The organism is Paenibacillus sp. PAMC 26794 (assembly GCF_000316035.1).
Classification (GTDB): domain Bacteria; phylum Bacillota; class Bacilli; order Paenibacillales; family Paenibacillaceae; genus Paenibacillus.
In genome coordinates this window covers 17,020-39,839 of record NZ_ANHX01000052.1, presented here as the reverse complement: position 1 = coordinate 39,839, position 22,820 = coordinate 17,020, and the positions used below count along the sequence as shown (strand labels likewise).

The 22,820-nt window shown below is 45.1% G+C and carries 21 protein-coding genes; 17 read left to right on the top strand and 4 right to left on the bottom strand.

Annotation, left to right across the window (positions count from 1 at the left end; all coding sequences use genetic code 11):
* Position 1 precedes the first annotated feature (1 nt).
* The 16 genes from D829_RS0118565 to D829_RS0118485 all read left to right on the top strand — a co-directional run bounded on the left by D829_RS0118565 (position 2) and on the right by D829_RS0118485 (position 17,204).
* Complete coding sequence (locus tag D829_RS0118565) at positions 2-3,277, top strand: hypothetical protein (RefSeq protein WP_017690423.1); 3,276 nt, start codon at positions 2-4, stop codon at positions 3,275-3,277.
* Positions 3,278-3,651: 374 nt separating this feature from the next.
* A complete protein-coding gene (locus tag D829_RS0118560) occupies positions 3,652-4,098 on the top strand; it encodes a tellurite resistance TerB family protein (protein ID WP_017690422.1) in 447 nt (148 codons plus the stop codon).
* A 38-nt stretch (positions 4,099-4,136) separates the two neighbouring features.
* On the top strand, positions 4,137-4,730 hold the full coding sequence (locus D829_RS0118555) for a TerD family protein (RefSeq protein ID WP_017690421.1): 594 nt from the start codon (positions 4,137-4,139) through the stop codon (positions 4,728-4,730).
* Between the two features lie 61 nt (positions 4,731-4,791).
* A complete protein-coding gene (locus D829_RS0118550) occupies positions 4,792-5,367 on the top strand; it encodes a TerD family protein (protein WP_017690420.1) in 576 nt (191 codons plus the stop codon).
* A gap of 107 nt (positions 5,368-5,474) precedes the next feature.
* Positions 5,475-6,056: a TerD family protein gene (locus D829_RS0118545; RefSeq protein WP_017690419.1), complete on the top strand. Its 582-nt coding sequence runs from the start codon at positions 5,475-5,477 to the stop codon at positions 6,054-6,056.
* A 21-nt stretch (positions 6,057-6,077) separates the two neighbouring features.
* Complete coding sequence (locus D829_RS0118540; protein WP_017690418.1) at positions 6,078-7,322, top strand: TerD family protein; 1,245 nt, start codon at positions 6,078-6,080, stop codon at positions 7,320-7,322.
* A gap of 29 nt (positions 7,323-7,351) precedes the next feature.
* The gene (locus D829_RS0118535) at positions 7,352-8,086 is read left to right on the top strand and encodes a TerC family protein (protein ID WP_017690417.1); all 735 of its coding nucleotides are present in this window, start codon (positions 7,352-7,354) and stop codon (positions 8,084-8,086) included.
* A 124-nt stretch (positions 8,087-8,210) separates the two neighbouring features.
* A complete protein-coding gene (locus D829_RS0118530) occupies positions 8,211-9,425 on the top strand; it encodes an HpcH/HpaI aldolase/citrate lyase family protein (RefSeq protein WP_026081275.1) in 1,215 nt (404 codons plus the stop codon).
* Positions 9,426-9,492: 67 nt separating this feature from the next.
* Positions 9,493-10,761 carry a phosphoribosyltransferase family protein gene (locus D829_RS0118525; protein WP_026081274.1) on the top strand — a complete coding sequence of 423 codons (1,269 nt, stop codon included), beginning with the start codon at positions 9,493-9,495 and terminating at the stop codon, positions 10,759-10,761.
* Between the two features lie 10 nt (positions 10,762-10,771).
* On the top strand, positions 10,772-11,923 hold the full coding sequence (locus D829_RS0118520; RefSeq protein WP_017690414.1) for a cysteine protease StiP family protein: 1,152 nt from the start codon (positions 10,772-10,774) through the stop codon (positions 11,921-11,923).
* Positions 11,920-12,747 (top strand): HAD family hydrolase, encoded by an 828-nt coding sequence (locus tag D829_RS0118515; RefSeq protein ID WP_017690413.1) that lies wholly within the window; start codon positions 11,920-11,922, stop codon positions 12,745-12,747. Before D829_RS0118520 ends, D829_RS0118515 begins: the two co-directional genes overlap by 4 nt.
* A complete protein-coding gene (locus D829_RS0118510) occupies positions 12,744-13,784 on the top strand; it encodes an ATP-grasp domain-containing protein (protein ID WP_017690412.1) in 1,041 nt (346 codons plus the stop codon). The genes D829_RS0118515 and D829_RS0118510 overlap by 4 nt, the downstream gene beginning before the upstream one ends.
* A gap of 153 nt (positions 13,785-13,937) precedes the next feature.
* The gene (locus D829_RS0118505; RefSeq protein WP_017690411.1) at positions 13,938-14,666 is read left to right on the top strand and encodes a hypothetical protein; all 729 of its coding nucleotides are present in this window, start codon (positions 13,938-13,940) and stop codon (positions 14,664-14,666) included.
* Between the two features lie 15 nt (positions 14,667-14,681).
* Complete coding sequence (locus tag D829_RS0118500; protein ID WP_017690410.1) at positions 14,682-15,785, top strand: toxic anion resistance protein; 1,104 nt, start codon at positions 14,682-14,684, stop codon at positions 15,783-15,785.
* A 399-nt stretch (positions 15,786-16,184) separates the two neighbouring features.
* Complete coding sequence (locus D829_RS0118490) at positions 16,185-16,754, top strand: hypothetical protein (protein ID WP_017690408.1); 570 nt, start codon at positions 16,185-16,187, stop codon at positions 16,752-16,754.
* Positions 16,755-16,922: 168 nt separating this feature from the next.
* Entirely contained in the window at positions 16,923-17,204 is a 282-nt protein-coding gene (locus D829_RS0118485) for a hypothetical protein (RefSeq protein ID WP_017690407.1), read from the top strand.
* 216 nt (positions 17,205-17,420) lie between these two features.
* Here the strand turns inward: D829_RS0118485 and D829_RS0118480 are convergent, their stop codons facing one another.
* Positions 17,421-17,954, bottom strand: a complete 534-nt coding sequence (locus D829_RS0118480; protein ID WP_017690406.1) for a hypothetical protein — start codon at positions 17,952-17,954, stop codon at positions 17,421-17,423.
* Positions 17,955-18,299: 345 nt separating this feature from the next.
* On the opposite strand from D829_RS0118480, the gene D829_RS0118470 reads away from it, so the two are divergent.
* Positions 18,300-18,512: a hypothetical protein gene (locus tag D829_RS0118470; protein ID WP_017690405.1), complete on the top strand. Its 213-nt coding sequence runs from the start codon at positions 18,300-18,302 to the stop codon at positions 18,510-18,512.
* A 257-nt stretch (positions 18,513-18,769) separates the two neighbouring features.
* Here D829_RS0118470 and D829_RS0118460 read toward each other — a convergent pair whose 3' ends face one another.
* The 3 genes from D829_RS0118460 to D829_RS31455 are packed head-to-tail and all read right to left on the bottom strand — an operon-like array spanning position 18,770 to position 22,531.
* Positions 18,770-19,933 (bottom strand): Ger(x)C family spore germination protein, encoded by a 1,164-nt coding sequence (locus D829_RS0118460; RefSeq protein WP_017690403.1) that lies wholly within the window; start codon positions 19,931-19,933, stop codon positions 18,770-18,772.
* Positions 19,930-21,438, bottom strand: a complete 1,509-nt coding sequence (locus D829_RS0118455) for a spore germination protein (protein WP_017690402.1) — start codon at positions 21,436-21,438, stop codon at positions 19,930-19,932. The genes D829_RS0118460 and D829_RS0118455 overlap by 4 nt, the downstream gene beginning before the upstream one ends.
* On the bottom strand, positions 21,401-22,531 hold the full coding sequence (locus D829_RS31455) for an endospore germination permease (RefSeq protein WP_017690401.1): 1,131 nt from the start codon (positions 22,529-22,531) through the stop codon (positions 21,401-21,403). Before D829_RS31455 ends, D829_RS0118455 begins: the two co-directional genes overlap by 38 nt.
* Positions 22,532-22,820 lie beyond the last annotated feature (289 nt).

The following is a 22,820-nucleotide window of genomic DNA, read 5'->3' as shown; positions in this document are numbered from 1 at the left end:
GATGATACCTTATAAAATGTGGTTCGCCGGAATTCGTGACTATGACAATACCGTAATGGATTTGTCGGGCAGGCAGGAACATATATTGATCACTGGACCTAACGGGGCAGGCAAATCGACGATCACGTATTGTATGGGAGCGGTCTTGTATTCATCAAAAGTAGAACTGGAAGGGTTGAAATCCCGGAATCTGTTACCGGATCATACCTGGAATGCACAGATCCGCTTGTTATTTCGCAACGAAGGCAGCATGAAGATCGACGCTCCTGAATGGATCGAATTTGCGATATATATTTCACAGGAGCCCGGATCAGGGCAGCCTGTCAAGAGGGAGTATGTTGTATATTCTGGGGATCGCCCTGGAGAGTGGTTACACGAAACCCGATATAGCTCAGGAGATCGGCAATATAATTTTACGGCATATAAGAGAGATCTGGAGTACAAATACAAAATTGACCCTGATTTATTCTATTTGATCTGGTACCAGCAGGAGGTTAATCAGTTCGCGGTCATGCATTCGGAGGAACGATTTCGGATATTTGCAGCAATGCATGGCATAGATGCAGTACAGCGGAACTGGGAAGAAAGTGTGGAACAACTGCAGGAGACACGCCAAACGTTGCTTCAGGCTGAAACGAATGTGAGTAACAAAAAACAGTGGCTGCATATACAGAAGTCTAGCTTGGATCGATATGAGGATAACCGGAAACGCCTTCTGGAGGGAGGGGAATTGTATGCCTCCTCCCTGCTTCAACTGGAGGATTACTACAAGCGTGAAGAGAAGGAACTCAAGGATCAACTGGAACAACTGGAATGGGATCGGGAGCATTCGGAGGATCAGCTTGCCCATATCAGGCTTCAAACAACAGAAATTCTATTGAGGCAATCGGGTAGCGAGCAACAGATGCAGGCTCTGACAGTTGAACTGCAGCAACGTTCTATCCGGCATGAGGAACTAGAAGCTGAACAGGCACAAACGGTGGAGGTTATCCAGCGTTTGGAATCAGATCTGGCAGCAATCCAACAGGAGCAGCTCCGGATTACCCGGACGGAGAATGAGGTGCAGCAACAGTTGGATCAGGTTGTTAAACAGTTAGAGAAGCTTGGTCTGGAGCATGAGCAGTTACAAAATAAGTTAAGCACTGCTGATGATAGAGTTACCCGACATATCAAAGCAATTGCGTTACTGGAGACGGAAGCTGAACAAGATCGAAAGGCTGAACAGGAGCATGTAGATTATTTGCAGCGGTATGCCGGAAGTTATGCGGTACAGGAGGAAATGACAGCGCTGGAAGAGCAGTTGAATGTGAACAAGGATCTTAAACGTGATCTGCTTCATCAGCGCCAGGAATTTCTTGATGAAAGTGATCGTCTTGCATCCAACCGGGATTGGTCCAGCCGTCAGCGTCAGTCCTTGAGCTATTTCGATAAACGAGGGGTTCAAGCATATTCGTTACGAGATCTCATAGAGATGGACGAAGGGGCTCCGCTTCAATCAGAGGAACGGCTTGAACCGATTAAATATGCTATATTTTTTGACGGTCGATATGCCAGTGTTCCCAATGATCTGTATCATGTGCCACTGAAGAGTGTCATTCCGGATAAATCAGTGATGAAGATTCCTTCCTTGCACTTAAGGGTGAAGCCGGATTTGACTGAGGAAGTATTGCCTTTTGCAATGAAATCCCTGTGGTGGGTAGAACAATTTTTCCGGGAAGTTGAGCCCAGAATCACAGAAGGTGTTTTGTTGGATAGCATGGGCATTCGAGGACCGCAGGAGAAGCGAAGGTACATTTTGAGTGAACAGGCTCTTGTAATCCGAAGGGAAGAGTTGGATAAAAATATTACATTGCTGACGGAGAAGGTAGAACATACTGGTGAGCGTATCACCAGCCTGGCCGGTAGGTTACAGGAACTGAACTCCATACTGCCTATGATGAAGCGTGCGGAGGCATTCATGACGCGTGAACATGAACGCAATCATCGTAGAGACAAGCTGATGGAGGAAAATAGCTTACTGGTGGCAGAACAACAAAGCATCCGGGAAATGAAGAAGCTGGAGTCCGGTATCATAAAACAACTTGTACAATTGGAGGAAGAAATTCGCGTATTGCAACTTGAGGCTGACTTTTATGTACGTCTCGGTAACTTGAAGGGGAAATACGAACAATTGAATGTAAGCCAGCGCAGATTGGCTGATCTGAAAGCTCAGATTGGGGATATTCAAGATCAGATGAAGGAGTATGAGGACCAGCAGGATGCAATCAGCACTAACTTACGGCGGTTGAAGCGTGAAGATAATGATACGCAGGCCCAATTGGAATCCGAGACGAATAAGCTGAATTGGATCAATAAACAAATGGAGAATCGTCGGGAGTCGTTTGTTACCGCAGAAGCTGAGCATGTGAATATCATTCTGGAGATTGAGGATTTCAAAGGGGTTTCTTCATTACTCATGGAACAGGTTCTCGAGGAACTTCAGATTTCGCAAATGGATGAAGATCAGGGGACGGGTCAGTCATCACGTGAGGTACCTTCCCTTTCTCGGGTTCGAATGGGCTATGAAAATGGCAAAACGAAGTATAATCATGCACGTAATGAAGCCAACATTGATCCTGCGGCACCTGAAAACTACAGGGTAGTGAAGGAGGAATTTGAGCGACTTCAGGATGAATACAAGCGGACCAAACTGTTATTTGAACAAGATGAAGAGCGGACCATTCAATTAAAGGATCAATTAGAGACAACGATACAGATGCGGGTCCTTGAGATCCAACAGCAATTTCGTTCGTACATGGCGCTATTTCAGTTCGAAGGTGAAATCAACTGGGAGCAATATGCGGACAAAAAAGGGAGAACTCACTTTCACCTGTATATCCGTGCACGCAAGGAAGGACATCGAGGCACGATGGAGGATGTGAGTCTCAAGGCACGCGGAGGACGAGTTGGTAAAGGGGTATCGGGTGGAGAAGAATCTCTGAGTTCTTTGTTATTCGCACTTGCGTTGTTGCGGAACCTGCAGACAAGTCCAGGCTTTATCGTGCTTGATGAGTTCGACAGTGCATTGGATGAACAACGCAAGCTGAAGGTCTTCGATCTGTATCATCGGGAACTGGCACGGAAATTGATTATCCTGACGCCCAAATCTCATGAGAATACCTATCTGAATCGATTCAAAAAAGCGTATGTTGTTCACCATAATCCGATTCTTACGCGAAGCAGAGTAGCAGGTATACATGTGAAAAAGCAGGAAGAACTCTCATTGGATAGATCGTGATCTGGAATATAGGCTTAGTGGATCATGGTTGGATTAGGCGAGAGGCTGTATCTCAATCATATTCTCACAGAAAAGTTTCGATTTTTTTTGAAACCTGTTTGAAACTATATCCAAAACGATGCGTAACATAAGCTATTCATTGCTTTTGTCGAAATTTGTAATAAAATGTACTTCGTTTAAATACTAGTTGATATCCCTTTAAAACATACTTAAGGGGATTGAAGTGGTTTTTGTTTTTATATGTAGAAAAATGACAAAATATAGAGTATAGTTAAGGGATAATTTAACTATTTTTTTCTATGAATTAGGATGTAAAGATGAACATTGGATTTTGCTAGTTTTAAAAGAAATGAATCTAGTAACGGGGGATGGAAATGAGCTCATTCAGAAACTGGCTTAACTCAACCAAACAAGGCCTTGAGGACCAGGTTAAACGATTCAAGAATAAAGATTTTATGGATGCTGTAGTGGCAGGTTGTGCCTTGGTTGCTTTTGCTGATGGAAGCGTCGATGCTTCAGAGAAGAACAAGATGGCGGGATACATAAATCTGAGTCAGGAATTGAAAGTATTTGATATGACGGTTGTCATCGAACGCTTCAATCATTATGTTAATAATTTTGAGTTTTCTCCCGAGATCGGGAAACAGGAAGCCTTGAAGGCTATTGCCAAGTTCAAGTCCAAGCCGGAAGTCGGTCGTGTCATTGTAGGTGTGTGTAGTGCGATTGGTGCTGCTGATGGTAACTTTGATGATCAAGAGCGTAGAGTCGTAGCTGAAATTTGCACGATTCTTGGCTTGAACCCGGGTGAATTCAGTCTGTAACCACCCTAGCATCTGAAGATGAAAGGAGGTGAATATCAGTGGCTGGTATTAATTTGGTCAAGGGACAGAAGATCGATCTAACCAAGGGTAAAGCAGGATTAACTCAAGTCATCGCCGGTTTGGGTTGGGACCCTGTAGCCTCCAAAGGTTTCTTTGGAAGAAAGAAACAGGCGAATATCGATTGTGATGCTTCCGCGTTGCTGTTGAATGAGAATGGCAAGTTAGCGAAAGAAACCAATCTGGTCTGTTTCCATAACAAGCAGAGTTTGTGTAGATCTGTAGTTCATTCAGGAGATAATCTAACGGGTGAGGGTGAAGGAGACGATGAGCAAATCAGAATCAACCTCTCCTCCGTACCTGCCGATGTTCATAGAATTCTTATCGTTGTAAACATTTATGATTGTGTGAATCGCAAACAGGATTTTGGCATGATTGAGCGTGCATATATCCGCATTTTGGATGGGAAAAATTCTCAGGAGTTGGTCAAGTTTAATCTATCCGATAGTTATGCAGGCATGACAGCCCTCATCTGTGGCGAAATGTATCGACACGGTGCAGAGTGGAAATTCTCTGCAATTGGTGAAGGTGCTCATGCGGTACATATCGATGAGCTCGCTCGTCGTTATACGTAGTAAATGATTCCTCAAAATGCAATTTAGCATCTAATTTTATAGTGAAGCGGAGATGAATCGAATGGCTATCAATCTATCCAAAGGTCAGAAGATCGACTTAACTAAAACGAATCCGGGTTTGGCCAAAATCACTGTAGGTTTGGGCTGGGATACCAATAAGTATGATGGCGGCAAGGATTTTGACCTGGATGTATCCGTGTTCTGTACGAATGCAGATGGTAAGGTTGATGGAGAAAAGAATTTTATTTTCTTCAACAATCCGCAAAATGAGAATGGTTCTGTAGTTCATACGGGTGATAACCGTACGGGTGAAGGAGATGGCGATGATGAGCAAGTGAACATCGACCTGCCTAACGTTCCGGCCAATATCGAGAAAATTGCTTTTACGATTACAATCTATGAAGCGCAGGAACGCAGCCAGAACTTTGGACAAGTGTCCCGCGCATATGTACGTATCGTAAATGAGGCTAATTCCGAAGAACTGATCCGTTTTGATCTGGGCGAAGATTTCTCCATCGAGACAGGTGTTGTTGTTGGAGAATTGTACCGTCATAGCGGTGAATGGAAATTTAGCGCAATTGGTAGCGGTTATCAGGACGGTCTGGTTGGTCTTACGCGCGACTACGGTCTGCAATAGGACACAATTATGAATTGGTGATCTATAGAAGTGAGGGAAGCCGTCAATTTGGCGGTTTTCCTTTTCATTATTATAGGTATCTTATATAAAGAAAGGTGGACGAATATATGACAATTAGCTTAGCTAAAGGACAGCGTATCGATCTAACCAAAACCAATCCAGGTTTGACAAAAGTTGTGGTGGGCCTTGGATGGGATACCAACAAATATAGCGGCGGGGTCGATTTTGACTTGGATGCTTCAGCATTTTTGCTTTATGAAGATGGCAAAGCCAAAGGTACAGACGATTTTATCTTTTACAACAACCCAACGGGTGGTGCAGGTTCACTAACTCACACGGGAGATAACCGTACAGGTGAGGGAGAAGGCGATGATGAGCAGATTATCGTGGATTTCAGCAAAGTCCCTGCAAATATTACTCGAATCGGCATTACCGTAACCATCTATGATTATGAAGCACGCGCACAGAATTTCGGCCAGGTGTCCAATGCTTTTGTTCGCGTTGTAGATGCGTCCAACGAGCGAGAGGTTCTGCGTTATGATCTGGGCGAAGATTTCTCCACGGAGACGGCTGTTATTTTCTGTGAATTCTACCGCTCGGGTGCAGATTGGAAGTTCCAGGCGATCGGAAGTGGTTTTGCCGGCGGACTTGCAGCTCTATGTCAAAACTACGGATTAGATGCCAAATAGGAGAAGAAAGGTGAATCTGTTATGGCTGTAACTGTCGTCAAAGGGCAAAAAACGGACCTGACTAAAACTAATCCCGGACTTTCCCGTCTTACGGTTGGTATTGGCTGGGATTCCCCCTCAGCTCTTGAGCTCGATACATCTGCATTTCTTCTTGGTGTTGGCGGCAAAGTATCCGGTGATGAAGATTTTATCTTTTATAACCAGCCGACAACAGCATTTATTACGTACAAGGATACGCCGCAGCAATCGGACAAAAAGCAATTTGATATTGATCTGAGCAAAATCCCTGCTCGTATTGAGAAGATTGCGTTCAGTCTGACCATCTATGAAGGTGAATCCAGAAATCAAAGCTTTGGTCAGGTTCAGAATACCTATATCCGCTTTGGGAATGCCAATAACGGACAGGAAGCATTGAGATATGATCTGGCTAGTGGATTTACCGTGGAAACGGCGATCGTTATTGGCGAGTTATATCGACATAATGGAGAGTGGAAGTTTAATGCGGTTGGCTCCGGTTTTGCTGGCGGACTGAATGCATTGTGTGGAAATTTTGGCGTAAGTGTTGAGGATCATGCTTCATCTTCACAACCAGCTCCTCCTGTACCTCAGCCCCCAGCACCGAAACCTCCAGCTCCACCTGCTCAGCCGCCTCAACCCAAGATTGAACTGAACCTGAACAAGATTGAGCTGAAGAAAAAGGGCGATACGATTAACCTGAAGAAAAATTCAGGCGGACTCGGAGAGATTTTAATTAATCTCAACTGGAATCAACAGAACAGCCGAGGGTTGTTCGGGCGAAACAAGAGCGTGGATCTGGATCTCGGTTGCCTCTTTGAAATGATGGATGGCAGTAAAGGGGTCATACAGGCTCTTGGAGAATCATTCGGGTCCTTGAACCGATATCCGTACATTGCTTTGGACGGGGACGACCGGACGGGGTCAGTGAAGACCGGAGAGAATCTGCGTATTAATGGTGAACGTGTTGCCCATATCAAGCGTATCCTCGTGTTCACTTACATTTATGAAGGCGTGAAAAATTGGTCACAGGCCGATGGAATTGTAACGATTAACCAGAAAGACGGTCCTGATATTATCGTCCGCATGAATGAACATGGAAGTTCCTTGGGAATGTGTGGTATTGCCATGTTCCGCAACGTGAATGATGAGACGTTCAGTGTCGAGAGAATTGTCCAGTTCTACAATGGACACCGCGCCCTGGATGAAGCCCATGGGTGGGGAATGAGCTGGACTGCCGGCAGTAAATAACAATTTGAGTTAGCGGAGGCTGCCTTTTCATGTTTAGTGATTTCTTTAAAAGCATTAGTGAGAACTATGGCCATTTCTTCTCTTGGACCGAGATTGTAGCCACACTCTCTGACCCGGTAAGCTGGGGGATTATTGGTAGCTTAATCTTGCTGGAGGGGCTTCTGTCTGCGGATAACGCGCTGGTACTGGCTGTTATGGTTAAACATTTGCCCAAGGAACAGCAGAAGCGGGCGTTATTCTATGGTATCTTAGGAGCTTATATTTTCAGGTTTATTGCGATCGGGCTGGGGACATTCCTCGTCAAGATCACTCTGATCAAAGTGCTCGGAGCTCTATACCTCCTGTACATTGCTTACAAAGGACTATTCAAGTCTCAGGAGGATGAGAATCAGGAAGGCAAGCAATATTCATTCTGGAAAACCGTGCTCATGGTTGAACTGATGGATATTGCCTTCAGTATCGATAGTGTTATTGCGGCGTTTGGTATTAGTGAGCAGATTTGGGTCCTTTTCCTCGGAGGCATTATCGGGGTGCTCATGATGCGTGGTGTCGCGCAGATTTTCCTTAAACTTATTGACAAGTTCCCTGAACTGGAAAAAGCAGCGTTTATCCTTATTGCTATTATTTCAGTGAAAATGATGTTAAGTGCTTTTGGTTTCCATATCTCAAACGTGATCTTCTTCTCATTACTGATCGCTGTATTTGCTGGAGCGATTCTCCTCGGTTCAGCGAGAAGAAAAAAAGAGAACAAAGGTCAAGCCTGATCATTTTTGTCACATTTGCCACCAATCCCTCCGCTTTTTGGAGGGATTGGTTTTTATACCCCGACAGCATTCATTTCATCATGCAGACTGACTTGAAGTCAGAAAGTGCAAGGAGGAGAATAACCTGAAATATTTTAGTTTTTTGAACTCTGAGGAGGAAGAAGCGTTATTTTTTTCTTCACCCGTATCGTTTAGTCATCGAACCTCCAAAGAAATACTGGCATACGCTGTTGGGGCTGCTTTGTACATGCCAGCCACCCGTCCGCATATTGCGGACGATATTATGAACGGTAAGCATGAAGGACTCACAACCATCATTATTGACCTGGAAGATGCAGTAGGTGACGAGCAGGTAGAATTTGCGGAACAATGTGTGGCGCAGCAGCTTACACTTTTAACAGAGTACATGGAGATCGGGAAGTTATCACCGAACCAATTGCCCTTGCTTTTTGTACGAATGAGATCCCCGGAGCAGTTGGAATATCTTTTTGAAGGACTAGGTGAGCGAATGACCTTGTTGACAGGTGTGGTTTTGCCAAAGTTCGACTGTACGAATGGACGTGCTTATATGCAGCTTGTTCACGAATACAATCTGCAGAAAGACAGCACACATCCACTCCTGTATGCCATGCCTATTTTGGAGACTGCGGATGTGATCTATCGGGAGACACGCTGGGATACATTGCTCCAATTAAAACAGATCGTGGACGAGTATGCTCCATATATACTGAACATCCGAATCGGAGCAACGGATTTCTCAAGTCTGTTCGGCCTGAGACGAAGTCCGGAACTCACCGTATATGATATTGCAACCATACGTGATTGCATATCCGATATCATCAATTTATATGGGCGCGCAGACAATGGTTATGTAATATCCGGGCCGGTATGGGAGTATTTTAGCCAGAGAGACCGCATATTCAAGCCCCAATTAAGGCAGACGCCATTCGAAGAATCACTCGGCAAGACGGGCCGGGACCTGAGAATGAAATATATCACGAACTCTATGGATGGACTCATGCGTGAGGTCATGATGGATAAGGAGAACGGCATTGTGGGAAAAACGATCATTCATCCAACACAGATCAAGCCTGTTCAGGCGATGTATGTCGTGACGCATGAAGAATTCATGGACGCACAGGGTATTATAGGCCGTAATGATGGAAGCCTGGGTGTTTTCAAAAGCGCGTATACCAACAAAATGAACGAGATCAAGCCACACTTGAGTTGGGCTAAACGAATTTTAATCCGATCACAAATATATGGGGTGTTACATGAACAGCAGCATTACGTCGGGCTCTTGCCCAAACATGAACAAACGTACGTTTCCTATTCTTGATCAGTTCAATATCACGATTGAGGCCACTCACAATCCGTTTGAAATCCCTCTGGAGAATCTGTTCTCGATGGCGGCTCGCTTAAATAAAAAGAGATCATTTCTTTTTGTCAGTAAGTTGCTTGGCAAACATATTGCGGTCAATCCCTATACCTCTTTATTAAGCGGGGCTGCCCTGGCAGTTCTTCTATATGAAGATTTAAATCACGGAGAGGACGAACGCATTGCAGAATGGAAACAACGAATGGTCGAAGGTTTGATTGATCCTGATCAAGCTCGTGAGTCGTATGCGTATTTAATGAATGCCAAAATGACCTTGCCTGAAGAAGTACGATTCGTCGGGTTCGCTGAGACAGCCACCGCTCTGGGGCAAAGTATGTACGAGCTGTTCGCTGATCATGCAACGTATATTCATTCCACAAGAGAGTACCTGCCTGAAATGGAGCCGGATATTCAATTCGAGGAGGAGCATTCTCACGCGATGTCTCATCGCTGTTATGCTCTGGACTCCGAATCACTCGCAGAGGGTGGGCCTCTTGTTCTTGTGGATGATGAAATCACAACGGGCAATACCACATTGAACATTATTCGGGATATCCAGCGCACCTATCCGCGCAAACAATATTATATCGCGTCTTTGCTGGATTGGCGCACTGAAACAGATGAGCAGAAATTCACAGCACTGGAAGTCGAACTTGGAATTACGATCACTCCACTATGCTTATTAAAGGGAAAGATCCAGGTGATGGGCGAACCAGCGATCAATGCTTATGGAGAGAAGCCGGGCACTGAATCCGCATCGTTGATACATGTTGTGTCTGTAGCAGGTGAACTGGAGCCATGGGCAGCTGTATCTGCGGATTCCGAGGGGAATCACTGGTCGGCTCCGTATCTTCGGTATACAGGACGATTCGGAATTCATTCAAGTCATAATGTTGGTCTGGGTTCCGGCATTGCCAGGATCGCAGCCATTTTGCGAGAAAAAAGGAAGGGCCAGCGTACCCTTGTCATGGGTACAGGGGAGTTTATGCATATTCCGATGCGAATTGCAGCTGAGATGGGCGACGGGGTAATGTACCAGTCCACGACTCGGAGTCCAATCCATACGGTGAATCGCCCAGGATATGCGGTTATTGCAGGTGAAGGATATGCTTCGCCAGAAGATCCGACTGTTCGCAATTATATATACAATGTATTACCTGGGCAATATGATGAGATTTTTGTTTTGATGGAAAGACATATGTCTGAAGAACGCATGCAGCCCCTGCTGGATGTATTGTCCCAACTCGGATGTAAGCAAATATACGTGGTGTACTGCGGTGTTCCACAGGAGGGCTGAGAAGACAGCTATGAACGTACCTACAATTGAGAGTATGCTGAAGCATAAGGTTAAATCACCTGACCCACTGGGCAGTTATGACCCGTCCGATGTAGTATTTCTGTTAAAGGATTTAAGTAGTATTCAGTTGGAAAAAGAGACCGGAGAGCGTGAACACGCCATTCAGTCGGGTGTGCATTATTCGGAAATGCTACCCGTGGAGTATCACCCTACGGATGAATATATTGAGTTGTTCCACGATACATTAGCGCAATCGGCGGAGAAGGTAGCTATGGCTGCAGCCGCGGTAGCAGAGATGATCGTGCGCAAGAGGGGACTCGATACCGTTCTGGTCTCACTTGCTCGTGCCGGAACGCCAATTGGCATTTTGGTCAAACGTTATATTTCCATGAAATACAATGTGGATCTGCCGCATTACAGTATTTCCATTATTCGTGGAAAAGGGATTGATGAGAACGCCATTCTATATATTTGGCAGCAGCATGGATTGCATGCACCTATTCAATTCATTGATGGCTGGACAGGCAAGGGAGCGATTCGCAAGGTACTGGTGGAAGCTTGTGAAAGCCTGAATGAACGTTATGGCATCCGATTGGATGATGATCTTGCCGTGTTGGCCGATCCGGGGCAATGCTCGGCTACCTATGGTACCCGAGAGGATTATTTGATCCCAAGCGCTTGTCTGAATTCGACCGTATCCGGTCTGATGAGCCGTACCGTACTGCGGGATGACCTCATCGGACCGGATGACTTCCATGGAGCCAAGTGGTACAAAGAGTGGGCTTCATCCGATCTGTCCAATGTGTTTGTGGACAAGGTATCCGATTACTTTGCCAAGGTTGAACAGGAGGCATCTCTTCAAGCGGATGAAGCACTTTCTCATCCCCCAGAAGTGACCTGGCAGGGTATGGAGGATATTCAATCCATTCAACAGGCATTTGATATCCAGGATGTGAATCTGATCAAGCCGGGGATCGGAGAGACTACGCGGGTACTATTGCGTCGTGTACCTTGGAAGATTCTGATTGATCGCCCGAACAATCCTAATTTGAAACATATTATGCTGCTTGCGCAAGACCGGGGTGTCCCGGTTGAAGTGTTCCCTAGATTGAGTTATTCATGTTGCGGTATTATTCGATCGGTAAAGGGGGGCGGCGAATGATTTATGCAAGTGATCTGGATCAGACCCTGATCTATTCCCGACGTTCAATGGGTGTTTCCGAGGATGATTCGGGGCTGGTTCCAGCCGAATGGATTCGTGGTGAATTATCAGCCTTTATGTCAGCCGAAGCGTTGCAACGGCTCAAGACTCTCCCTGAAGATATTATTTTTATCCCTGTAACTACACGGACAGTGGAGCAGTACCAGCGCATTCGGATTTTTCAGCAGGATGTCATTCCGGCTTATGCGATAACGAGCAATGGTGGAAATATTCTAATTAACGGTGAAGTGGACCGGGCCTGGAACGATTATGTTCGTTCTCAACTTCAACAGCATTCGGCAGCGGCAGTTGAGGTCAGGCAGATGTTTGGCGATGTGCTAAACAGCGACTGGGTTGCAGGGGAGCGACTATGTGATGAGTTGTTTTATGCCTTCGTGATTCACCGTGACCGTATGCCGACAGAGCGAGTTACAGAGAAGATTCACGCTTTGGGAGCGCTAGGATGGGAAGCCTCCATTCAAGGGCGTAAGCTATACCTTGTTCCTTCTGGCGTGAATAAGAGCGCTGCGGTAGAACATGTTCGACATCAGATCGGAGATGTACCTGTTATAGCTTCAGGAGATTCTCTACTGGACCGTTGTCTACTCGACTTCGCAGATTATGCTATTGCCCCACGGCATGGCGAACTTTATCGGGAGAAGCTGAGGAATCCCGATAAGATCCCTTACCAGTTCACCGAACAATCCGGTATATTTGCGGCCGACGAGATCTTGGAATATGTCCGTTCTACACACCATGTTGCGATAGGAGATGCTGTCTCATGAACAAGACCCGTATTTATTTTAATCGTTGGTTTTCGGTGGCGTATCACTATATGAATCTGATTCGAAACAACGAAGATGGTTTGCAGTTCGAGATCTACGGCACGCATTCCGATCCGAATAACATGGCGCTTCAGGGATGCGACCACGCAGAGTTAGAGCCAAAGGTTACGGGAAAAGAGTATGTTGATTTCTGTCTTGATTTTTGCCGCAGACATCAGATCAATATATTTATCCCACGTCTCCATATGCTGGATATCAGCAAGTATGTACACCTTTTCGAAGAGATCGGCACCAAGGTGTTGGTCTGCAAGGATACAGAACTGCTGGAGCAATTGATGGAGAAGGACCGTTTCTATGAATCTGTACGTGAATTGGGAATCATGAGTATCCCGGATTATTTCACAGTTAGCAACGCATCACAATTCAAACAGGCTTATGAAGCACTCTCCAGCGCTGGACATGAGGTGTGTTTCAAACCATGTAATGGTGAAGGCGGAATGGGATTCAGAGTGATTGACAATAGTCGCAATCCATTAGAAGAGTTGTTTGGGCACACTCAGAACCGTATCTCTTTTGAAGATGCATTCCGGGCCTTTTCTTCCGTGGAATCCTTTCCAAATATTATGGTGATGGAACGACTCGAAGGTTATGAATACAGTATAGATTGTTTGGCTGACAGTCAGGGGAGTCTGCTCGCGGCTGTTCCTCGCTGCAAAGCAGGTGGACGTTTAAGAAGGCTTGAAGAGCATGCTGAACTATTAAAAATCGCCAGTGATGTTGCTGCTGCTTATCGCATTCCATATAACTTCAACATCCAGATGAAATATCGTAAAGAGATTCCGAAACTGCTGGAGATTAATCCAAGAATGTCCGGAGGATTACATGTGTCCTGTCTTTCGGGAGTCAATTTCCCGTATCTGGCTGTGAAACTGGCCCTGGGTTATGAAGTCGGCCCCCTTTCTCCGCAATACGGTATAATGGGAAGTCATGTGGAACAACCACTGATTATGGATGTGCAGAAGGTTAAGAATCATTAAAGATCATTTTCCTAACGTTGACACCTTCTGACTGGTTTTCTTACAATACGATTATGTAGATGATCTTGATAATTACACAGGAACGAAGTGATCAAGTGTAGTCTTCATTTGTTCATTGTATACCATGTGTTGTTACAGGCAGGAGGATAAACGATGTTACGCATAACAAAAATCGGACTGGGTGCGCTGATTGGATATGGCCTTGCGGCTGTAAGCAGTCCCTTTGTTCCTGAATTTGTATCATGGGCGATCCCGGCTTTGGCGACGATGGTCGGAGGTATACTTCCAACACGGACACGTGCGCCAATCATTGAGAGATCTGGTTCAGATTCGGAGAGAAGAGTTGTTGAAATGAACGGCGGAGCAGGGGAACAAGCTGTGGGACATCGATCTGCTAATCAGCAGATCAACCCAACCCCTGAACGTGTAGAAAATGCTGGACGATCCGAAGCCGTACGTTCGCCACATCAAGATGATTCAGATCCTGTTTTTGGGCCAGTCATTGAATATCTTGAAGTTTTGGAAGATATGGTGATCTCTGAGGGCCAAAAAAATGAACTGGACAATGAAATTGTTGAGAAGTCGTTAGCCCTTTTTGCCAGATTACAGCGAGTCATTCCTGCACTGAAAGAGTTAAACAACGGTGATATTAACCATACGCTGCGCAGATTGATTTTGAAAGATCTGAATGGTTTTATTAACCCTTTTCTCCGTTTGAGTGGAGAAGCCAAGCGTACTAATCGCAGGATGTTGTTAAATGGCCTGAAGGATGTAGATTCCAAGATTTCAGAGATTGTATCTACAATCGAACATAAAGATCTATTGGAGCTTCAGAACAAAGCAGAGCTTATTCATCAAAGGTATAATAGCTCCGAATTATAGGAGGCATGGTTAGGTATGGCAACGGAATATATTCAATTAAAACAGGATGACCAGCAGCGGATTAACCAGGAGGCAACCCAATTAATTCAGAAGGTATCGCAAACTGATGCTGTTCAACTGGATCTGTTAATGGACGATATCGGCAAGCTGGGTGTGAAGACACAGGAAAAGGCGGGTCAAACGCTGAAAATGCTGGATCGACCTGTGAATGATCTCATGTCCGGTAATCGGGCGGAAGTGTCAACGATGATCTTGAAGCTGAGAGATGAGTGTGAAAGTTTACAGCAGAGCAAAAACGTTAGTTTTGTAGGGCGGTTACTCCGCAAAAGTCCACTGAAGAATTATGTCTATCGTTACCAGTCTGTCCGAACCAACATTGATAGTATTATTAATGGATTACGGGATGGGAAGGACAATCTGGAAGAGAGCATTGTGAGTATGCGTCAGTTAAAACGATCTTCCATTCAGGAGATTTATAACCTGCAAACCAAAATCGCTTTTGGTAATCAGTTGAAGGATTTGTTCGAGGCAGAGATTGCCAAGCCTGAGAATGAGAGCCGCAAGGCTCACTTGGAGCGCGGATTGCGTAAGGTGGTTACCCGCACTCAATCCATGACCGAAATGATCATGTTGTATAATCAAGCTATTGCAGCTACGGATATTATTAATGATAATAATGATAAACTAATCGATTCCGTGAACAATGCCATTGATAAAACGGCAAATTTGATTACGGTATCTGCCATGATTGCCATGGCTTTGAATGATCAGGAGAAGGTCATTTCCGCCGTGGAAGCGACCAACAAAACGATTGAAGAACAGTTCAAGGAAAATGCCAGATTGCTGCGTACGACAACAGAAAAGACCAATGATTTGTTAGCCAAACCGGCCATGTCCATGGAATCGGTGAATCAGGCCATCGGAGATTTGATGTCTGCCCTTGATCTGTCTGAGCAGTCCAATCGCCGCATTATCGAGAGTTGCAATGACTATACAACCAAGATGACTGCACTAAATGCAGGAATGAGTGAAAGATTGGGGCTGGAGGCTCCTAAGGCGGGGAATATTCAAGCTAAAAACCAACCGGATGCCAACTCGTTAAGCTCTTATTTGGATTAGTTCTACGTTTGGGTTCTATGTTTGAGTTTTATGTTTGTTTCATAGGTTTGATGTAAAGAGGCGCTGGCGCGTCTCTTTTTTTGTATTTATAGCTTGAATTCATAGAAATCCTCAAGGTCTAGATCGATGTAGGTCTATTCATTTTTTTAAGAGGCAATACTGGGCATACACGGGATCTTGTTGCATACAATAGGTTATGTTAAAGCTTCATAATGAAAGGGGCCAAGGGATGCTATCTCTCATTATTGCCAGTATTGCCTTTGTATTAATCGTTGTTGCAAGTAGCGAGAAGGCTGAGTCGATTGCGGAGTTGAATGACCATTAAACTCCTGTATTTTTTATTGAGCGTTTGATAGAATGAAGGTAAACTTTGGAAGTGTGTGAAGGAGATTACTTAACATGCTGGAATTTTCATTCGAGATTATTGATGAGACTAAGATTAACATTCAGTACAAATACGGCAGTCAGTTTTTTAATTTTAATCTGTTTTGGTCAACGGGTAATTGGACATTACACCCATTTGATGGCATTCTTATCGAAAATCGGGAGATGTGCAGCCTAATCGTTGCAGACTTGCTGAAGAACAAGGATTTTCACGTCATGCTTGCCAAAGAGAAGATTGTGTTATCGCGGTTGCGAACGACGGTCAATCTTCAACCGGATGATCCGGAAGAATTCGAAGTAAATCATCGAATCGATGATCGGTCATACCAGGATGATGAGGGTCTCATGAGTTACATAGAAAATCACAGTTTCGAAGAGGTTCTTGAGCTGGAGCAACAACAGATGCATGCAAGAGTGGATTTTTTTCAAGAGATCATTCAGAGAATGTTCATGGAAGGCATCGGACCGGAAGATCCTGATTTTCGGAAAGTACAATCTCTTATTCGCATCTATAAGGATACCCTGGAAAGACTTGGGGATATTAACGGCAATAGTCTCGGAGACTATCAGCACAAGAGATGGTAGGAGCATGAAAGGACCCGGTGTATATGAACACCGTACACTAGATGATTAAACAGGTCCGGGCATGACATGTCCAGGTCTGTTTTTTTGTCATCTATTTCTATGGAAATTCAAACTTTGAAGGGGATTGGCGTGTTAATTAGATAAGGATTGGAAACAGGAGGGAAAGCAATGACTACACCTACAGCTGTGGAGCAGGAAGAGGAACGTTTATTTGATGAGTTAAAAGGTTTGCTAAGAGAAATAGAGAATCCGAATGAGCGGCAGATGGTGCTGAAGCGTACAATCCGACGACTTCGATATGCAACATGGTGGAGCCAACTCATGGCGAGCATCATCTCGTCTTGGAAGAACAGTAGACCAGCTACGCTGTGGCTCATGATCGCTATAGGAGCATTGACACCCATAGTGGGATTTGCGTTATTTATAATTGTATCTTTGTGGGTGGAGTGAAGTGCATGAAGTTTTTCTAATATAGACGCTTTATTTATACCAGATTACATAGATGCTAGCAGTTGCAGCAGCAGGCTACAGAAATCGTTCATATTCATAGATAAGAAATCGTTAGATTGGAAAGGCAAGCAGCCCGCCGCTCTAACGATGTTTTGTTTTTTCTGTTTATGCACTTATATAGATAGACGTTATTTAAGGTTCAACTAATCCATCATGTTAATTGGAGGCTGAGGTATCGTTGTTCAACATCTGAATCTTCCCCTGCATGTACTGATGATACTCACGAAAACTGCTGATGTGATGCAGAGAATCGGAATTTTCAGACTGAATCTTAATTTTCCCATCCTGAGGCATGTTTTTCATCTTTGCTACTACGGTTTTGGAGTTTTGAATATCTCCTGCCATCTCCTGAATTCGCTGTAATAGCGTTGGATGCCCTTCATATTGCAGCATTTCTGCGAGAGGTCTCATTTCCTCCAACTTCTGGGTGGATCGTTCAAGCGTGGTCATCACTTGATCTCCGTCTGTACTTGCATTCAGCGAAACCATACGATGAATATGATCTTTTTCCATCCGTTCCAACGCTTCCAGATGGGATGCTTCCAACCGTTTGGGGTCGCCCCAGCTCTCTGATCGGACCGTGTTATTCTGTTGCCGGGATGCATCATTTGCAGTGCTATTACCACAGCCCCATAACAGAGATGAGCAAGTTAACACGGCTCCAACGGCGATGATACTTTTTAACCTCATGTTGTCACTCCTTCGATAATTTCCTGAAGGTAGTATGAGCTATAATATCCAAAATCATGCTTAATAGAGCGCACAAAGAACAATTAAAACAATATATAAGAAAGATGGAAGAGGCAGACCGTGAAGATCGACGAAAAGCCTAGTCCTCTTAGTTAATCGCGTTTACTTGCAAACCTAGGAGGTATTATGTTTATCTACAACAATCCGATTTGGCGCTGGATCATCAATCTCATGTATCCTGCCATTATCTTTGTTTTCCAAAGCTAGGGAGCGCGATTAGATTCCTGGACAGTTCCAATCTTGTTCGTCGCGCTGTTCTGCTTTCTATGGAGCGATGTAAAAGACATGTTCATCTCGACAGGACTGACATGGTTTGTTGCTATCCCGTGCTGGTGGTACTTCATTGAGCGGCCCAAGCCATCGTTTGGTGCAGAGAATTTTGCCGCACATCTGTGGTTAATTGTACTTGTTTTTGTCGTGGTGGTCTTGCTGCCGCAAATTTTGATCTTGACCACGCGTATTCGTGTGATGGATTATTACATGAACAATGGAAAATAGTTGATAAGCAGCCTTGGGAGGACATATGAGCAAGAGAAAGAATGAGAAGTTATACTACTACCTGGTTCTAGTTTTAACTTTATATGGGCTTACTTTATTGATTTGGCCTATGGCCGTTTTTGGAATAGGCATGTCTTTTGCGGCTCCGTTTCCCGTGCTTGCTTGAGTTCGAAGCCATCTCCGAGTTTTTAAAATGTCTCTACATCAAAAAAGCCATCCCCAAGTCCGTTTTCTCACGGCCAGCGGGATGGCTGCAGCTACACTTTCCTCTTATATTTCCCCGTATATGGGACGATAAGGTGAATGTTGAGTTCCTCGATTGAATCCTCGGTTAGAATTAATTTCTCCCCGTTACCGGATAACTTGTGCCACAGCTTCGGGTCTTTACGATACAATTTCTCTTGCAGACCGTACACGTCGACACCACGCTCCAGACCGTTACGGTACGTTTGCATGATCTGCTCCTTCAGCCTTGCTTCACTAACCCGCGTCATTTCATCGTATGACATAGGAATCAGATATTCATACAATGCGGTTAAATATTTGGCGTCAATACGGAACGTTACGTTATCTCCACGAATGACGGGTTTAATCTTGATGGTCGGCAAGCCCACACTGAGGGCTCCATAGATCACATTGTCCTTTTGAATCAACAATGGTGCACGGCGCATGTTATTAATTAACCAGTGATAGCCGGGCAGCTCGCTCCGGGGCAAAAATTCGAATTTCTTTCCAGACCTTTCAAAAAAGGCTCCCTCAATAAGGAACAATTCATGTTTTTTTTTGTTCTGAAGCCACAAATCTTTATTGAGCGCTATGGCCGGCAGATACGTTGTAGTTGCCTGATCATTATGTGCGGAAATCAATTCAAAACTGAGCACGGGGGCAAAAAGGGAATTCTCCATGTAGCTGGGCAAAGGATTATGAAGAACGCTGTCCAGCGGTGACAGGTTATAGATGGACGCTGTACTCAGAATATCCAACAAAGAGTCACGTGTGCCATATACCCAAGTTGTATAACGTGCCTCCGGGAAACGCCCCAGCATGTCGAACACGTCCTTGATGTGTTTGTTGTTCAGGACACTTTCAGCAAGCACAATCGCCGTCACATGCCCCCAGGCAATGTGTAATTGCGAGGCCCGCCACAATTCGTTCAATGCCAGACTCATTGTTTTTCCTTCCGCATGACCGACCCAGATCGGTGGGGCCTCCTCATTTTTGCTTGAACTTTCACTTTTCGCAATACTTGCAAAATCCAATGTCTGCACATAAATATGATACATACCGTCTTTAAAATCAACCCCGATCGCCTTGGCATAGTCTACTTGCTGAATCTCGTACGAACTCCAGCAGCCGGTTGTCATAACGCATAACGTCAGACTTAGCCATCCCAGCAAACAGCGGCGCAATAAAGCGTTCACCGTCCGTCACCTTCCTTGCGTGGTTCCTGCGTCTCAAGTTGGACAGGCCGACGTTTGCCTATACCCGTAGGCATTTTGAATAAGGTGGCGATAGCCTGCTTGAAATGCAGCGGAGTTATTGGGGTCAGGTACGGGATGCCGAACGATTTGAGATCGGTCAGGTAGATGAGAAAGAGGATCATTGACAGAATGAACCCGTAGATGCCAAGCGTTGCTCCCAAGACAAAACAAAAGAAACGAAGGATCAGGATGGAACTCGTCATGACCTGGTTAACGATGGTAGCCCCGGCAACCACAGTTACGGCAATGACCACAATCATCAGCGGTGAGACCATGCCGGCCCGGATGGCCGAGTCTCCGATAATCAGACCGCCGACCACCGTCAAGGTCTGACCGATCGCACTTGGCAAACGAACCCCGGCTTCCCTGAACAGTTCCATTAGAAGCATGATGAGAAACATTTCCACGCCAGATTCCATCGGCAATCCCATTCGTCCAACAGATATCGTTGCCAACAATGGAAACGGAATCTGGTCCATATGGAAGGAAGTAAGTGCAATATAGAATCCGGGCATGAAAATAGTAATGAACAGACCGATATACCTCAGCACGCGACCAACATTCACAGGTAGAAAAGGAAAGCTGGCATCTTCGGGTGATTTGAGTAACAGAAACAGATTAACCGGTCCGATAATCACACTTGGATTACCGTCTACAATCAGAATGAAGCGACCATTAAGCAAGCATTCGGCTGCGAAGTCAGGTCTCCCGGTGTAGTCTGTTAACGGAAACAAGGTGACTTTGGCAGGGGATAACATTTCTTCAAGTTCATTCGCCGTCATGATGCGCTCTGTCTGGATGGTGCGCAGGCGATGCTTCACATCGTCAATCAAGTCCGTGTTGGCAATGTTCTTGATATACATCAGTGCCACCTTGGTGGCCGAACGTGAGCCAATCAGTTCGATATTACAAGCCAGTTGGGCGGTTCGGAGTCGCGTGCGAATCAAAGCGATATTGACCGCAAGTGGTTCAATGAAACCGTCTCTTGCTCCACGGATGGACACTTCCGTAGTAGATTCCTCCGGTGTGCGTGTAGGAATGTTGGAAATATCGATACTCCACATCGCCTGAAGCGAGGGAAGACAGATTAGCATATGCCCCTCGAATACACGAAGGGGCATCAGTTCGGTTCCGTATGCAGGGTCCTGAAGGTCAACAATATCCCACTGAAGGTTGATGTTTTTTTCAATGTCAGAAATGCGGACAAAATGGGTGATTTCGTAGGTTCTCTTCAATTCCGGCAGGATAATGTCATAGATGGCCTGAGTGTCAACCATGCCACTGCAATAGGTTACAATCAGCTTTATCTGGGAATCGCCAAGTATATGGCTATCGATAATGACATCATCGGACCCGGCAAAAAAGGTATTCAAATGGTGTTCATTTATACGGAACGGCTCAATTGATTCAGGATGAGTTGCTGTCGTTTGGGGCGGGTTTGCCATGAGCAGATGCCTCCTTATCCTTTTTGTGAATGAGAGCGGCTAGTGTTAACAGGACAGTTATGATCGCCACATAAGCCAGCATGACGGGAAATTGAATATGATTCACATAATAATCCACATAATCAATACGCCACCACTGGATAGCAAAAATGCACATGATTAAGGTCACACAGAGGATAGCGATATAACGCTTCTTCGGTCTGCGGATATCCAGCAGGTCCACGATGAGATACATCGAAATGGCCACGCGAGCGAAGGAACCGCTAAGCCATTGATAGATGGAGAGGAAATCCACGTGCTGTAACAGCTTGCCGATGTTCACAAGCTTCCATTGTTCATAAGGACTGTTGCGCTGTTTGGCTGCTTCTTCCGGGCCAAATTCCACAATGGCCCCCATCGTAGGCCCGATCGCCATGCTGACCATGAAAATACCGAGTAACAGGATATGCCACCAGCGAAGCTTGCTTTTAATCTCATGCTGGAACAACATGAGAATCCAGATCTCCATTAGTCCGGCGAGCGAATAAATCATGCCTCGTATAACCGGACCCATACCGTATTCCAGCATGGGGAACAACTGGCTGTAATCCTTATATTTCATATTGGCCGACATGACGAAGTATCCGAGCAGAATAACGAGTGGTAGCAGAATACTTGAAGTCATGGCAATAGAGCGAATACCCTTGGCTGCGGACCATGCTGCGACCAGCGCGCCACCTCCAGCCAATACATAGGTAGGCGTAAATGGCAGATAGGTGGATACGGTCCAGTTTGTTGTTTCATATAATGTATGTGTGCCTAGGGAAAGCAGCAAAATGGAGGCCGTAATTCGGAAAATCCACGAGGGAATGATGCCAAACTCTCGGGTAATCCAATCGGTTAAACGCTGTCCACGCACACGCCGGATAATGATGAACATCATACATAGAAAGAACATGAATAACGGGGCAGCGGCCATGACAGATAACCATCCGTCCCGACCCGCCACTTCAAGAATGGCCGGAATGGACAACACGTGGCAGACAAGCCCGGCGCTTAATAAAATGATGGAAAAGGATAACCAAATGGTGATTTGACCTTTTTCCTGGCTCATGGCAGTTCACCTTCCGCTCAAGGTAGTTTCCGTTAGAGTGTGCAGGATATGGTTTTTTGATTCCTGTTTTTCTTCTTTTCTATATAAGCGATGACTAGGCTCCAAGGTGGTTGCAAGATCTAAAAAGTGTTTTTTGGAGAATTAAAAGAAAAAAAGGACAGTAAACAGAGATATAGTGACAAAAATTTCCTTACTTCGACAATGTGAGTGTGTTAAAGTAATTATCAAACATAAATGTATAAAAATAGTAATAATTTTATGTATTTATTTGTAAAAAAAATGAGCTGGA